At 41.7% G+C, this 12,283-nt stretch carries 14 protein-coding genes; 2 read left to right on the top strand and 12 right to left on the bottom strand.

Features of this window, described 5'->3' with window-relative positions; translation table 11 throughout:
- Window positions 1-53: 53 nt before the first annotated feature.
- The 6 genes from MKZ03_RS05430 to MKZ03_RS05405 all read right to left on the bottom strand — a co-directional run bounded on the left by MKZ03_RS05430 (window position 54) and on the right by MKZ03_RS05405 (window position 7,013).
- Entirely contained in the window at window positions 54-1,688 is a 1,635-nt protein-coding gene (locus MKZ03_RS05430; RefSeq protein ID WP_307499451.1) for a peptide-binding protein, read from the bottom strand.
- Between the two features lie 83 nt (window positions 1,689-1,771).
- Window positions 1,772-2,794: an ABC transporter ATP-binding protein gene (locus MKZ03_RS05425; RefSeq protein WP_066031039.1), complete on the bottom strand. Its 1,023-nt coding sequence runs from the start codon at window positions 2,792-2,794 to the stop codon at window positions 1,772-1,774.
- The gene (locus MKZ03_RS05420) at window positions 2,791-3,771 is read right to left on the bottom strand and encodes an ABC transporter ATP-binding protein (RefSeq protein ID WP_307499449.1); all 981 of its coding nucleotides are present in this window, start codon (window positions 3,769-3,771) and stop codon (window positions 2,791-2,793) included. Before MKZ03_RS05420 ends, MKZ03_RS05425 begins: the two co-directional genes overlap by 4 nt.
- 168 nt (window positions 3,772-3,939) lie before the next feature.
- Entirely contained in the window at window positions 3,940-4,734 is a 795-nt protein-coding gene (locus MKZ03_RS05415; protein WP_307499448.1) for a DUF2268 domain-containing protein, read from the bottom strand.
- Between the two features lie 77 nt (window positions 4,735-4,811).
- A complete protein-coding gene (gene fabF / locus MKZ03_RS05410; protein ID WP_341031200.1) occupies window positions 4,812-6,053 on the bottom strand; it encodes a beta-ketoacyl-ACP synthase II in 1,242 nt (413 codons plus the stop codon).
- A gap of 21 nt (window positions 6,054-6,074) precedes the next feature.
- Window positions 6,075-7,013: a beta-ketoacyl-ACP synthase III gene (locus MKZ03_RS05405; protein ID WP_012009552.1), complete on the bottom strand. Its 939-nt coding sequence runs from the start codon at window positions 7,011-7,013 to the stop codon at window positions 6,075-6,077.
- Window positions 7,014-7,182: 169 nt separating this feature from the next.
- Between MKZ03_RS05405 and MKZ03_RS05400 the strand changes: the two genes are divergently transcribed.
- Window positions 7,183-7,416, top strand: a complete 234-nt coding sequence (locus tag MKZ03_RS05400) for a hypothetical protein (protein WP_034663296.1) — start codon at window positions 7,183-7,185, stop codon at window positions 7,414-7,416.
- A 9-nt stretch (window positions 7,417-7,425) separates the two neighbouring features.
- Here the strand turns inward: MKZ03_RS05400 and MKZ03_RS05395 are convergent, their stop codons facing one another.
- From MKZ03_RS05395 to MKZ03_RS05380, 4 genes are all read right to left on the bottom strand, one after another.
- On the bottom strand, window positions 7,426-7,623 hold the full coding sequence (locus MKZ03_RS05395) for a ComZ family protein (RefSeq protein WP_003211983.1): 198 nt from the start codon (window positions 7,621-7,623) through the stop codon (window positions 7,426-7,428).
- Window positions 7,624-7,633: 10 nt separating this feature from the next.
- Window positions 7,634-8,596 carry a BMP family ABC transporter substrate-binding protein gene (locus MKZ03_RS05390; protein ID WP_034663299.1) on the bottom strand — a complete coding sequence of 321 codons (963 nt, stop codon included), beginning with the start codon at window positions 8,594-8,596 and terminating at the stop codon, window positions 7,634-7,636.
- Window positions 8,597-8,686: 90 nt separating this feature from the next.
- Entirely contained in the window at window positions 8,687-9,262 is a 576-nt protein-coding gene (locus MKZ03_RS05385) for a nad binding enzyme (protein WP_334748615.1), read from the bottom strand.
- Between the two features lie 75 nt (window positions 9,263-9,337).
- Window positions 9,338-10,078 carry a hypothetical protein gene (locus tag MKZ03_RS05380; RefSeq protein WP_060595993.1) on the bottom strand — a complete coding sequence of 247 codons (741 nt, stop codon included), beginning with the start codon at window positions 10,076-10,078 and terminating at the stop codon, window positions 9,338-9,340.
- 211 nt (window positions 10,079-10,289) lie between these two features.
- Between MKZ03_RS05380 and MKZ03_RS05375 the strand changes: the two genes are divergently transcribed.
- The gene (locus MKZ03_RS05375; RefSeq protein WP_003211779.1) at window positions 10,290-10,484 is read left to right on the top strand and encodes a YjzD family protein; all 195 of its coding nucleotides are present in this window, start codon (window positions 10,290-10,292) and stop codon (window positions 10,482-10,484) included.
- Window positions 10,485-10,602: 118 nt separating this feature from the next.
- Here MKZ03_RS05375 and MKZ03_RS05370 read toward each other — a convergent pair whose 3' ends face one another.
- Together MKZ03_RS05370 and MKZ03_RS05365 are read right to left on the bottom strand one after the other, a co-directional pair.
- Complete coding sequence (locus tag MKZ03_RS05370; RefSeq protein WP_034663308.1) at window positions 10,603-11,868, bottom strand: MFS transporter; 1,266 nt, start codon at window positions 11,866-11,868, stop codon at window positions 10,603-10,605.
- Between the two features lie 168 nt (window positions 11,869-12,036).
- Complete coding sequence (locus tag MKZ03_RS05365; protein ID WP_034663316.1) at window positions 12,037-12,216, bottom strand: YjzC family protein; 180 nt, start codon at window positions 12,214-12,216, stop codon at window positions 12,037-12,039.
- Between the last annotated feature and the right edge of the window lie 67 nt (window positions 12,217-12,283).

The raw sequence follows: 12,283 nt of genomic DNA, 5'->3' as shown, positions 1-12,283 counted from the left end.
AAGGTTTGTCTTCACACTGAAAGGGGAGAACCCTCCCCTTCTTCAATAGCAGCCTACTGTTCAATCCACCATTTCTCGATTTTGTAATACTCATCTTTCGGGTGGTAAGAGTAGCCTTGGAGATTAGATGGCATCGCGCGATGTGAGTTGGCATAATAAAGGAACGTATATGGCTGATCTTCTGCGATCAGTTCATAAATTTTTTCATATGCCTTTGAATATTCTTTTCGATCGCTTAAGTTCTTAGCATCCACTAACAGCTTATCGACCTCTTCATTTTTATACCAGATGTTATTCAAGCCTTTTTCTGACTGGCTTGAGTGGAAGATGCTGAATTGATCAGGGAATGTGGCAAGGCTCCAGCCGAGCAGCAGCGCATCGTAATCCCATTTAGGCGGTGTCGTCTGCTCAATGAGTGCACTGAATTCCACAATTTGCGGCTTCGCTTCAACACCAATTTCTTTGAGTTGCTGCTGGACAACGACAGCGATGTCTTCACGGACTTTGTTTCCTTGGTTGGTCTTTATGACAAAGGAGAATTTTTTGCCGTTCTTATCAAGATAGCCATCTCCATCTGTATCCTCCCAGCCCTCTTCTTTCAGCATCTTTTTCGCTTTTTCTTGATCAAACTCAAATACTGGAACACGATCATTCTTCGGATAGTTCCATGACAGCGGACTTTCTGGAATGTTGGCAACTTTGCCGTCTCCATCTAACACTTGATCGACAATCGTTTGGCGATCAATGGCATGTGTCAGCGCTTGGCGGACCTTTTTACTTTTAAAGAGATCATTTTTCTGGTTCCAGCCAATGTATGAATAATTCAGTCCTAGATCAGATTCAATTTTAATGTTGCTGACTTTTTCAGCCGTTTGCAGCTCTGCTCCCGGTACAGCAAAAAAATCAATATCGCCTGCTGAGAGCTGAGCGATAGCTGCATTTTCATCAGGAATCGTTTTAATCGTGACGGTATCAAGGTATGGACGTCCATCCCAATAATCGTCAAAGGCTTCTAGTTTGACGTAGTCTCCTTCTTTCCACTCTGCAAATTTAAATGGACCTGAACCGATTGGTTTTTTTCGGTTAAATTCATTTTCACCGAGATCCTTTACAGGCACATCACCTAAAATATGCTTAGGCAAAATGCCATAGCTTCCTAGTGTGACATTATAGAAATAGGGATCTTTTTTATTGAGCTTGAATTCGATTGAGTAATCCCCTGTCTTTTTAACGGAATCTAATACTTCAAAGCCTGAACCGCGCTCTCCATTGTAGTCCTTATTGATCGGAATGCTGTATGTAAACACAACATCATCAGCCGTCAGTTCTTCACCATCATGAAACTTTACGCCTTTTTTAATGGTCACATCAAACTGCTTGCCGTCATCAGATTCTTTAATATCCTCTGCCAGCGATAGCTGAGGGTTCAGCTTTCCGTCAGTTTGAAGTAAGAAGCTGTAGATTCTTTCCTCAATATCAGAGCTTGCCACGTCTGTTGAATACAGCGAGTTAAATAACGTAGGCTCTGCAATTGAACCGATGACAAGGTCTCCGCCTTGTACAGGTTTTCCAGTTGATTTCTTTTCACTATCTCCAGATGTTTTATTTCCACTAGAGCAAGCCGCAAGCATGAGTGTAAAGATCAGCAGCAAACTGACCAAAATGGGTTTTCTATTTCTACCTTTCATATACAATTCCCCCTATCCTTTTTTAGAAATGACGACAGATGCCGCTTCATCCCCCCTCTCAAAGATGAGATCTTCCAAGCTGATTAAGCGTCGTAGAGGTGGCAGGCAACGAAGTGGTTTGTTTTTAATTCCTGAAATGCTGGTATTTTTTCTTTACAGATTTCCTTCGCATGCGGGCATCTTGTGTGAAATACGCAGCCTTTTGGCGGATTCGCAGGACTTGGCAGATCTCCTTGAAGCATGATACGTTCTCTTTTGATCTGACCCTTTTTACGGGTAACAGGAACAGAAGAAAGCAGTGCCTGTGTATATGGATGGAGCGGTTCATCATACAGGCTGTGCTTATCGGCAAGCTCCATCATTTTGCCCAGATACATCACGCCGACTCTATCACTAATGTGCCTGACCACACTTAAATCGTGAGAGATAAATAGATATGTCAGGTCAAATTCCTCCTGAAGCTCCTCCATCAGATTAATCACCTGCGCCTGAATGGATACATCAAGTGCTGATACCGGCTCATCTGCGATGATCATTTCGGGATTCATGGCAAGCGCACGAGCGATGCCGATTCGCTGCCTCTGCCCGCCAGAAAATTCGTGAGGGTAGCGATTTGCAAAGCTTGGATGAAGACCCACCTTTGATAAAAGCTGTTCTACTTTTTCATTTCTTTCTTTTAAGGAATATAAGTGATGTGTTTTGTAGGGTTCTTTGATGATGCTTCGAAGTGTTTTTCTAGGGTTGAGTGATGCAAAGGGATCTTGAAAAACCATTTGGATGTTTTTTCGTGTTGATTGTCTTAGCTTTGATTCTGATACGCGGGAGATATCTTGCCCTTTAAAAAAGATTTGACCGTCAGTTGGCTGATATAAGCGAATCATTGTCCGGCCTAGTGTAGATTTACCGCACCCTGACTCCCCAACAATGCCTAACGTTTCACCTTTATAAATCTTCAAGTCTATGCCGTCAACAGCTTTAACTGCACCGACTTTCTTCTGAAAGACGCCCGCTTTAATCGGAAAATGTTTTCGTATCTGTTTCAGTTCAAGGATGGTTTCTTTCTCTGTTAGATCTGTTGGCTGTGGTTGATTTTGAGCAAGGGTCATGTATGGTCTGCCTCCTCATATAAGAAGCATGTGACGCTTCTGCCATTCTCAAATGTCCTCAGCTTAGGCAGCTCTCCTAGGCAGCGCTCCTTCACTTTCGGGCATCTAGGAGCAAAGCGGCAGCCAGCCGGAAGCTGATCTGGCGCAGGGACATTCCCTTTTATCGCCCTTAACGGCTGTATGTCTCCGTCAATGACAGGAATCGATTCAAGCAGCCCTTCTGTGTAAGGATGAAGCGGCTGATCAAATAATTCTTCGACGGTCCCATTTTCAACAACCTGTCCGCAGTACATGACAATGACTCGATCTGCCACTTCAGACACGACACCTAGATCATGAGTAATGAGAAGAATAGATGTACCAAATGTCGTGCATAAATCTTTCATCAATGTGAGCACCTGGGCTTGAATCGTTACATCTAGGGCAGTTGTCGGTTCATCTGCAATGAGAAGCTTCGGATCGCAGCTTAGCGCAATGGCAATCATCACTCTTTGCCGCATGCCGCCTGATAAACGGTGCGGGTAATCTTTGATGATTTGTTCCGGTCTGGAAAAACCAACAAGCTTCAGCAGATCAATCGCTTTTTTCGTCGCTTCTTTTTTTGAAAGTTTTTTGTGATAGATGAGGATTTCTGTTATTTGTTCCCCGATGGTTAGGACGGGATTAAGTGAGGTCATGGGTTCCTGAAAGATCATAGATACGTCATTACCACGAATGCTGCATAATTCCTTTTCACCATATGTAACTAGGTCCTTGCCATCAAGCTTGATGGAACCGTCCATAATTTTTCCACCAGTGCCGTTTATCAACCCCATAATGGATAGGGACGTAATGCTTTTACCAGATCCAGACTCACCGACTAATGCGACAGTTTCTCCTCTGTTAATGCTGAAATCAACGCCATCAACAGCAGGTATCGGTTCTTTTTTTCGAAAAAAATATGTTTTTAAGTTTTGCACTTCAAGCAGCTTGGTCATTCATTCGCCCCTTTCTCCATAGACAATAGAATTGAATAAAAAATTCCGTATTTTTTGAATATAAAGAATTATCAAAATTTATATTTGTATATTATTACATTGTTATGACGAAATCAAGAAGAATTTAGTAAATTTGTAATATCTATCTTTTTATGTCAATCATTCACTTTATGAGTCTACCGCCTTTAAAAAAGTTTCGGACGGCTCTGCGATCATAGACTCCTCGCTGATTCGGTGCTCACTGAAATACTTTTTCACGATATAAAACCCGGTGGCGTAACCAAGCATTTTGGGGTAGTTCCCTTTTCCATAAAGGAGGTTCTGTATCAGTCTTTCGTCGTCCTGCACTTTTTGATCAAGATGACTGGATACCCATTTCTTATACAAGTGCTGAAGCTGCGTTTCGTCATAGAGAGTGGTCCATTTTGCTGTATAGCTTTCTCCGTATCTATGATACACAGCATATTCAGCGAGCCCCTCCATCATGATTGTATCAAGGAATGTAAAATCTTTTTCTTCTTTCGTGAGAAAATGCAACCTGCATACATGGTGATATTCATGAGTCAGCAATGTACCGATACGTTCTTTCGGAGTATTTGGCGACAAAAAGAGAAAGACCTTGTCGTCAAATGCCATGCCGGATTGATAAAAAAATTGTTCTCTAATTTCTTTGCTGCTCTCATTGACTGGCAAAATAAAGACAGGAATGTCAGGGCCTTTCCACTGCTTTTGCAGCGTTTTGTATTCTTTCATGACGAGCTGGAAGTACCCTTTTTCTTTGAGCTTGTCGATCATGTCTTTGCATGATCTAAAAGACCGAATCATTCCGTGATGCTGCAGGTGGGAGAGAATAGAGGACCATTCTTTTTCCTCTGCCCCTTTAAAATAAGGAATAAAGCGCGATGCCAGCTCCTGAAATGATGATGATTGATGAATGAGATATTGTGTATTGACTAGACCCATACCGCTAAACACCTCCATTTTCATCATATGCAAAAAAGCGGCGATCTGTTTATAGATCGCCGCCTTCTTAGGAAATATTACGCTTCGTATTTTTTAAAGATAATTGTCGCATTATGTCCGCCAAAGCCAAGTGAGTTACTTAGAGCCACTTGTACTTCTTTTGAACGTGCTTCATTTGCCACATAATCAAGATCACATTCTTCATCCGGTGTTTCAAGGTTAATGGTTGGAGGAATGACGCTGTCTTTAATCGCAAGAACAGAGAAAATAGCTTCTACTCCGCCTGCTGCGCCAAGTAAGTGACCTGTCATTGATTTTGTCGAACTGATTGCAAGCTGATTCGCATGCTCTCCGAACACTTCTTTAATGGCCATTGTTTCAAATTTATCATTGTAAGGTGTGCTTGTTCCGTGGGCATTGATATAATCAATTTCTTCCACAGACAAACCAGCATCTCGAATCGCTTCTTTCATTGCGCGGACGCCGCCTTCTCCGTTTGGAGCCGGTGCTGTAATATGATACGCATCTCCAGTTGAACCATATCCAACAATTTCTGCATAAATCGTCGCCCCGCGTTTTAACGCATGCTCGAGTTCTTCAAGAACAATAATCCCTGCACCCTCACCCATAACAAATCCGTCACGGTTTTTGTCAAATGGACGGCTTGCTGTCTCTGGATCAGGATTTGTCGAAAGGGCTTTGTTCGCACAGAAACCTGCAAACGACATTTTTGTTAACGGCGCTTCTGTTCCGCCTGTGATCATCGCATCTGCATCTCCGCGCTGAATGACTTTAAATGCATCACCAATTGAGTTTGTCCCTGTGGCACATGCTGTCACTGTACAAGAGTTAACCCCTTTTGCGCCAAGTGCAATTGAAATTTGGCCTGTTGCCATATCTGGAATCATCATTGGAACGAAGAATGGGCTTACGCGTCTTGCTCCTTTATTTGAATACACTTCAAACTGCTCTTCAAATGTTTCAAGTCCGCCAATACCAGACCCAACCCATACACCAACACGCGGTGCGATTTCATCTGTGATTTCAAGACGTGAATCTTCTAGCGCCTTTTGAGCAGCAACGACTGCATATTGCGTGAAGCGTGCCATTTTTCGGGCTTCTTTTTTCTCCATGTAATCTTCAATGTTAAAATTTTTTAGTTCTGCTGCTACTTTTGCGGTATATTCACTTGAATCGACACGTGTGATTGGTCCAACTCCTGATACACCTGCTACAGCATTTTTCCATGTTGACTCTACATCGTTGCCAAGAGGTGTCAAAGCACCTAATCCTGTAACAACTACTCGTTTTTTATCCATTAATTTGTGCACCTCACTCTTTTATCGGCCCCATCGCATAGCGATTGCGCCCCACGTTAATCCGCCACCAAAACCAACCATTACAATCACATCGCCGTCATGAATTTTTCCGGCTTCGATTTCTTCACATAGTGAAATTGGAATAGATGCTGCTGATGTGTTTCCATATTTATGGACTGTCTTCGACATTTTTTCAACTGGCAGCTCTAGGCGTTCGCGGGCTGCTTCCATAATGCGAATATTTGCTTGATGCGGAATCAAGAAGTCAACGTCTTCTTTTGATAGTCCAGCTTTTTCGATGACGTTTACGCTTGACTCGCCCATTTGTCTTACAGCAAATTTAAATACTTCTCGTCCATTCATGATTGTATGATCTTTTTCATCTAAGTACAAGTGCTTCCCGCCTCTTCCATCGGCTCCAAGCTCAAATGAGAGAATTCCTTTCCCTTCGCTGACTTCTCCTAACACAGCAGCACCTGCTCCATCTCCAAACAGAACAGCTGTATTGCGGTCATCCCAGTCGGTAATGCGAGAAAGCTTTTCAACGCCAACGACGAGCACGTGCTTGAAGGTTCCTGATTCGATAAATTGTTTTCCAGTAACAAGCCCATACATAAAGCCAGCACACGCAGCGCTAATATCCATTGCACATGCTTTATGTGCACCGAGTTGCTCTTGAATCATACAAGCGACTGTCGGAAATGCTTGATCTGGCGTGACTGTCGCCACAAGAATCATATCGATATCTTCTGCAGCCACATCTGCGTCAGCTAATGCTTTTTTTGCAGCAGCAAGCGCCATATGAGATGTATTGACATCATCAGAAGCAATTCTTCTTTCTTCTATACCTGTTCTAGTACGAATCCATTCGTCAGAAGTTTCAACCATTTTTTCTAAATCAAGATTTGTTAACACTTTTTCAGGTATATAGCGGCCAAGGCCAATAATTCCAGCATTCATTGAATAAGACTCCTTTTACTCATACGAGCATGTGATATTGTGATCTTATATTAGTATCTGGTACTAATTTTACCTTATTTTTTTCTCCTTGGCAATACAAACGTCTAACCTTTCCTCTCACTTTTTTCATAGATTATTGATATACCGATAGTAGAAAGGAGCATGTGATATGGCGCAAAAAGATATTTTTTCGGCTATGATGTTTGGCCAGCCGCTTGAAAAGGAGAAAAGCAAGACAGAAGCAAAGGAGGAACGTGAGGAGACATCTCCAAGTGAAGACTCAATTGATTACATGCATGTCATGAATCAAATTGGGAACATTATGAACTCCATCGATGAGCTGAAGCCTGTGTTTAAAGATGTTGGCCCTATGATTAGTGCCTTCAAGAAAAAATTATCATAAAAAAAGCCACTATTCTGTGGCTTTTTCTGATTCTGCATCTGCTTTCCCAAGCTCATATGCCTCTTGCATGACAGATGTAAACAATGATAAAAGCGGCTGAAGAGCTTCGGGCTCAAGCTGAATACCCGCTTTATCTAATTCTTCTTTTGCCTGCGGAAAATACTTCATGGCAATTTGTAAAAACTCCATCGATTTTTCGTGCTGCATCGTCGTATCCTCACTTTTCATTTGGCAGTTTGCCAGTTTTTTTGTAAGTCGCAATATCACTTTCAATATCTTTCACAAAAGCACGGTCAATGGTGGAACTAAATTTCCCCATTTCGATCACTCCTTCTTTAAAATCAAAGGAGTAGTCACCTTGTTCGTTTAGCTTGCCTTCATTAAATTTCTTCGCAATAATAGTGTACGCTTTATCCACATGCTGGACTGTGCTTGTTAAGACGGTATGACTGCCGAGGTTGGATTGATCAGTGACATATCCGATCGCTGATAAATTATCGGCTTTGATTTGTTCAATGACAGGGATATTATAACCATCGCCTGCTGGATATACAACATCTACGCCCTGCTTTTTCAATTTTTGATAGAGCTCCACGGCTTTGTCCGCATCATCCCAGTTTTCGACAAACTCGGCAAGCACTTGTACATGTTCATCTTGATATTTTGCACCTTTGATAAAGCCATCTACTTCGCTTTGCCAATCATATGTAGCAAGAATACCAATCTTTTTTGATTTTGACATATGTGCTGCTGTCATGCCTCCGAAAAAGCCCATCGCTTCACCTTTAAACGTCACATTCGCGACATTATCCGCCTGAGGCTTGTTTCCATTTACCGTGATAAATTGTGTTTTCGGATAATCTTCACTAATTAAGTTGAAAATTTCGCTGTATTCATTGCCATGGCCAATAATCAAATTGACTCCTTTTTTGTGAAATTCTTCAATGGCATCAACGATTTTCTCTTTGTCGACCATTCCTTCCTTATAATAAACATCTACACCAAATGTTGATTGAATATTTAATAAGCCTTTATAACCTTTCGTTCCCCAAACTTGATCATTAATTGTATCGGGGACGAGTAAACCCACCTTCTCAATCTGTCCTTTTAAAGGTGCCTGTGAGCAGGCAGATAATAGGAGAAGGAACGAAAAGATCATGACAAGCCGCTGATACTTCATGCCATGTTCAACTCCCTTTGCCACATGCAGGCATGAACCTGTATGTTAAATATAGGTTTATTTTATACTGAAAAAAGATAAGATGGAAGATCATTCTTGCTTTTTGTCGAAAAATGTTGAGTTTTGTCTTTTCCATTCTACCATCATTTCTTCTGCTTGTTTGTCATCCGTTTGTCTTTCTACCTTCAATTCATATATCATTTCCTGTCTTTGTTCAGTGCCCGATGCCCACTTGAACAAATCCCTTACCACATCTTCTACAAAAAATGCTTCATCACGCTTAGTTCTTTCTTTATTAAGTGCCCATGGTCCGAACATGCGAGGGAGAATAACAGCCGGCACATTCTGATTGGACGATTCGTCTTCGGTTTTTTCGTAAAGAACCCGGTACATGCCATGCTTCGCTTTCATGTCTTTGTGTCGTTTATCTGATTCCTCTGATTGAATAAAGATGAGGTCATACGTGTCTTTTCCATCCTGAAGGTCAATGACACGGAAGAGATCATTTCTGCCGAGCCACATCATTCGCTCTTCTAATAACATCTTTTGCTCTTCTGTATGATCATGAGGACATGTGATATCCACTTGAATGCCCTCTTTCATCATATATTCACACAGCGCTAGACCAAAAAATTCATCTGCCCCTATGATCAGTCCTGTTTCCATGTTCATGTCCCCTTTTTTAGCTTATCGAATAAAAAGAAGAGCCCTTTCCATGAAGGGCTGTTATCATCCTATTCATCACAATTCTCTTTCATGCGATTTATAAAACTTGTGAATGGATTGAAAGATTCTTCTCGGATGATCAAACATATGCAAGGTGAGATCGATCTGACAATGCTCTGGATTCTTCATATGCTGATCTATAAAAGGCTTTGCATGCAGTTCATATGCATACGGTGCGCCGTTTAGTCTTTGCCATATGTGAATCGGTACATGAGCAGAATGAACAGGGCAAGCAGGGAGCGGGTACGTTTCCGCTTCCTTTTCAGAGCAGCCGTAGCTTTTCGCTAATTCTTTGATCAGCTGTTTATAAAAGAATTTGTGTTCCTTTTCTCTTTCTCGTTGTGCATAGAGATGCAGACATGGATTCACGAGCGCAATGGACCTTAGCACTTCTGGCATCTCTTCAGCAAGGCTCATGGCAACGAGTGCGCCCATCCCCTCTGCCAGCACATGAATTTCCCGGTTTAATATTTCTTGTTTTAATGTGTGATGAACGAGCTGCTTTGCACTAAAAACAGCATCTTCGCATCCCCAGTGATTCCCATGAAGATGACTATTAAACAATGTATATCCTTCATCCTTTAAGGCAGTTAAAAGCTGGTTTCTTCCATAGTGCTGAAGCCAGAATGATGTATTTTCCTGCACAAAGTGATTTCGGTCACCGAGGATAAGAATGCCAAAGCCATTTGGTTTTTGAGGAAGGTGAATGACGTTCCACTGGGAACCAAGCTGGAAAAACCGTTCGCTTACACCCATATGGCCAGCCTCCTTTCAGTGATTCTGCTTTCTATGATATGAACAACAACTCTTGTAGGAATAAGGAAATCCCCTAAAGAGAGAAGAATTCTTTTTATTTTTATAGCAGAAGGTCTTAAAATGGTCACATAAAGGCTAAAACAGTCTTTTCCCCTCACTCGTATCTATGGTATGATAATCAATAGATTGTTACATAAAGGACGGTGGGATTATGCATTATATTATCACCCTCATTTGGACTTTTCTGCTGACACATATGGCTGGCTACATCGTTGCCTCGATGAATGGCGCTGCTTATGACTTTACTTTGACTTCTATTCTTGCAGTGGTGTTTACGGTTATTTTATTCATCTTTGCTGAAGTAAGTCCAATGAAAGAAACGGAAAGTTCAACAAAACACTCTTAATACGTAAGACTTGATTGCTGAGGAAGAGCTAAAATGATGTTGATTTTAGCTCTTTTTCTTTTTGATTGAAAAGCGGTACGCTAAAACCCCCTGCAGCCACAGGGGGTTTTTTTATCGATTACACCTCGACGGTTTCGGACTTCTGTTTGTCTGCTGTCAAATGGCTTTTCGCAAGCCCTGTAAACAGGAAGATCGCGATACCAGATAAAATTTCAAGGACCCCACCGCCAGCAATGACAGGTCCTGCTCCAAACCTTTCTGCCAGAACACCTGATACGACAGCTGCAAGCGGGAGAAAAACATTTGATGAAGCATTGATCACGGCGTATACTTGCGGCTGATCGTCTTGGTCGACAGACGTTTGAATAATGACCATTTCCGGTACATTGATCGCACTAACGGCGGCACCGAATATAAAGGATGCAAGTAGAACGACCGGCAGCCATGTACTCATCCCTGTGATAAAGAACGCAGCTCCTTCAATCATACCAGCGACAATAAAGAACAAACCAAATCTCTTAATTTTCACTTTCGCTAGAGCAAAGCCCATCATAAACGCGCCGACTGCGGCAACACCTCTTAAAATGGAATACACCATGGAATCGCTTTGCAGTGCTTCTGCTACGTATACAGCAGATAGTGCCTGCCACGGTGCTGCGGCGACATTCATTAAAATACAATACAGCGTCAGTGCAAATAAAATGTGATGATTTTTGACGACGAGAAAACCTCTTTTTAAGTTATACAAATATGTATTCTTTGCTTGTTTAATGCCTGCTGCTTTTTCTTCATCGGTTTTCTTTAGTTTGACGCCGATAATAAACAGGCCGGATATGATGAATAAGGCAGTGGTGATGAGAAGGGTATCTGCAGGTCCGATTAATTTGACCAAGAGACCAGCCACCATGACTGCTGCAAGTGCGACAATCTCAAAAGAAGATTGCAGGATGGCATTTGCTTTTTGAATCAGATGCTTCGGAACAATCTGCGGTAAAATGGCCACAGAGGCTGGATTATATGCTGCACCTGTTGCCGATTGAATAACCATTAATGAGATCAATAACCATAAAGGCAATAGATGTGAAAAATGCAGAAGCGGAATAATGAGTACAATTGTTGCTCGAACGACGTCTGAAGCGAACATCCATTTAGACAAATGGTGCTTTTTCATAAGAGGTCCTAGTATTGGGGCTAACAAAGATGAAGGAAGAACGGTTACTGCTAGGAGAAGTCCTGTACCGAGTGCTCCATCCCCTCTCAAAATCAATAGCCAAAGGACGGATGTAAAAGCAAAACTTTCTCCTGTGTTTTTAATCAGTCTTGATATGAATAATGAGGTGAAGCGTTTATTCCAAACACTTTCACTGAGATTCGTCTTTTCCATCACACAAATCCTTTCAACAATATATTCCAATTACATATTTTACCTTAAATTCTCTATTTTTCATACTATTTTTTGAAAATTGGAACTTAATTGATTTTTATTATAAAGAAAAAAGAGGCATGACACATGCCTCTAAAGACTTATTCCTTCTGACTCTTAGTCAATTGCTTATGGCTTTCTTTGGTAGGTCCAAACACGATTATGGTTCGAGTTATCCGGAAAGACGTCGCCTGCTTGAAGCTTAATCTTTAAAGGATCTTTCACCATACTGCCGGTTTCACCGATCTCGATATACACACCATTATTCGGTGCTTTATTCCCTGATTTAAATTGATGCTTCTGACCCATTCCCATCCTCCTTTCTCGATGATGTTATTATGTCCCGTCACTTGCCTCTCCAATCCTTTATGCAAAA

This window comes from Bacillus sp. FSL R5-0431 (assembly GCF_038002985.1).
GTDB lineage: Bacteria > Bacillota > Bacilli > Bacillales > Bacillaceae > Bacillus.
The sequence above is the reverse complement of the archived record's forward strand: the minus strand, read 5'-3'. Positions and strand labels throughout refer to the sequence as shown.

Bases quoted from the DNA above. Each gene is read 5' to 3' on its own strand.
- MKZ03_RS05430 (WP_307499451.1), bottom strand. From the start codon at position 1,688: ATGAAAGGTAGAAATAGAAAACCCATTTTGGTCAGTTTGCTGCTGATC.
- MKZ03_RS05425 (WP_066031039.1), bottom strand. From the start codon at position 2,794: ATGACCCTTGCTCAAAATCAACCACAGCCAACAGATCTAACAGAGAAA.
- MKZ03_RS05420 (WP_307499449.1), bottom strand. From the start codon at position 3,771: ATGACCAAGCTGCTTGAAGTGCAAAACTTAAAAACATATTTTTTTCGA.
- MKZ03_RS05415 (WP_307499448.1), bottom strand. From the start codon at position 4,734: ATGGGTCTAGTCAATACACAATATCTCATTCATCAATCATCATCATTT.
- fabF (WP_341031200.1), bottom strand. From the start codon at position 6,053: ATGGATAAAAAACGAGTAGTTGTTACAGGATTAGGTGCTTTGACACCT.
- MKZ03_RS05405 (WP_012009552.1), bottom strand. From the start codon at position 7,013: ATGAATGCTGGAATTATTGGCCTTGGCCGCTATATACCTGAAAAAGTG.
- MKZ03_RS05400 (WP_034663296.1), top strand. From the start codon at position 7,183: ATGGCGCAAAAAGATATTTTTTCGGCTATGATGTTTGGCCAGCCGCTT.
- MKZ03_RS05395 (WP_003211983.1), bottom strand. From the start codon at position 7,623: ATGCAGCACGAAAAATCGATGGAGTTTTTACAAATTGCCATGAAGTAT.
- MKZ03_RS05390 (WP_034663299.1), bottom strand. From the start codon at position 8,596: ATGAAGTATCAGCGGCTTGTCATGATCTTTTCGTTCCTTCTCCTATTA.
- MKZ03_RS05385 (WP_334748615.1), bottom strand. From the start codon at position 9,262: ATGGAAACAGGACTGATCATAGGGGCAGATGAATTTTTTGGTCTAGCG.
- MKZ03_RS05380 (WP_060595993.1), bottom strand. From the start codon at position 10,078: ATGGGTGTAAGCGAACGGTTTTTCCAGCTTGGTTCCCAGTGGAACGTC.
- MKZ03_RS05375 (WP_003211779.1), top strand. From the start codon at position 10,290: ATGCATTATATTATCACCCTCATTTGGACTTTTCTGCTGACACATATG.
- MKZ03_RS05370 (WP_034663308.1), bottom strand. From the start codon at position 11,868: ATGGAAAAGACGAATCTCAGTGAAAGTGTTTGGAATAAACGCTTCACC.
- MKZ03_RS05365 (WP_034663316.1), bottom strand. From the start codon at position 12,216: ATGGGTCAGAAGCATCAATTTAAATCAGGGAATAAAGCACCGAATAAT.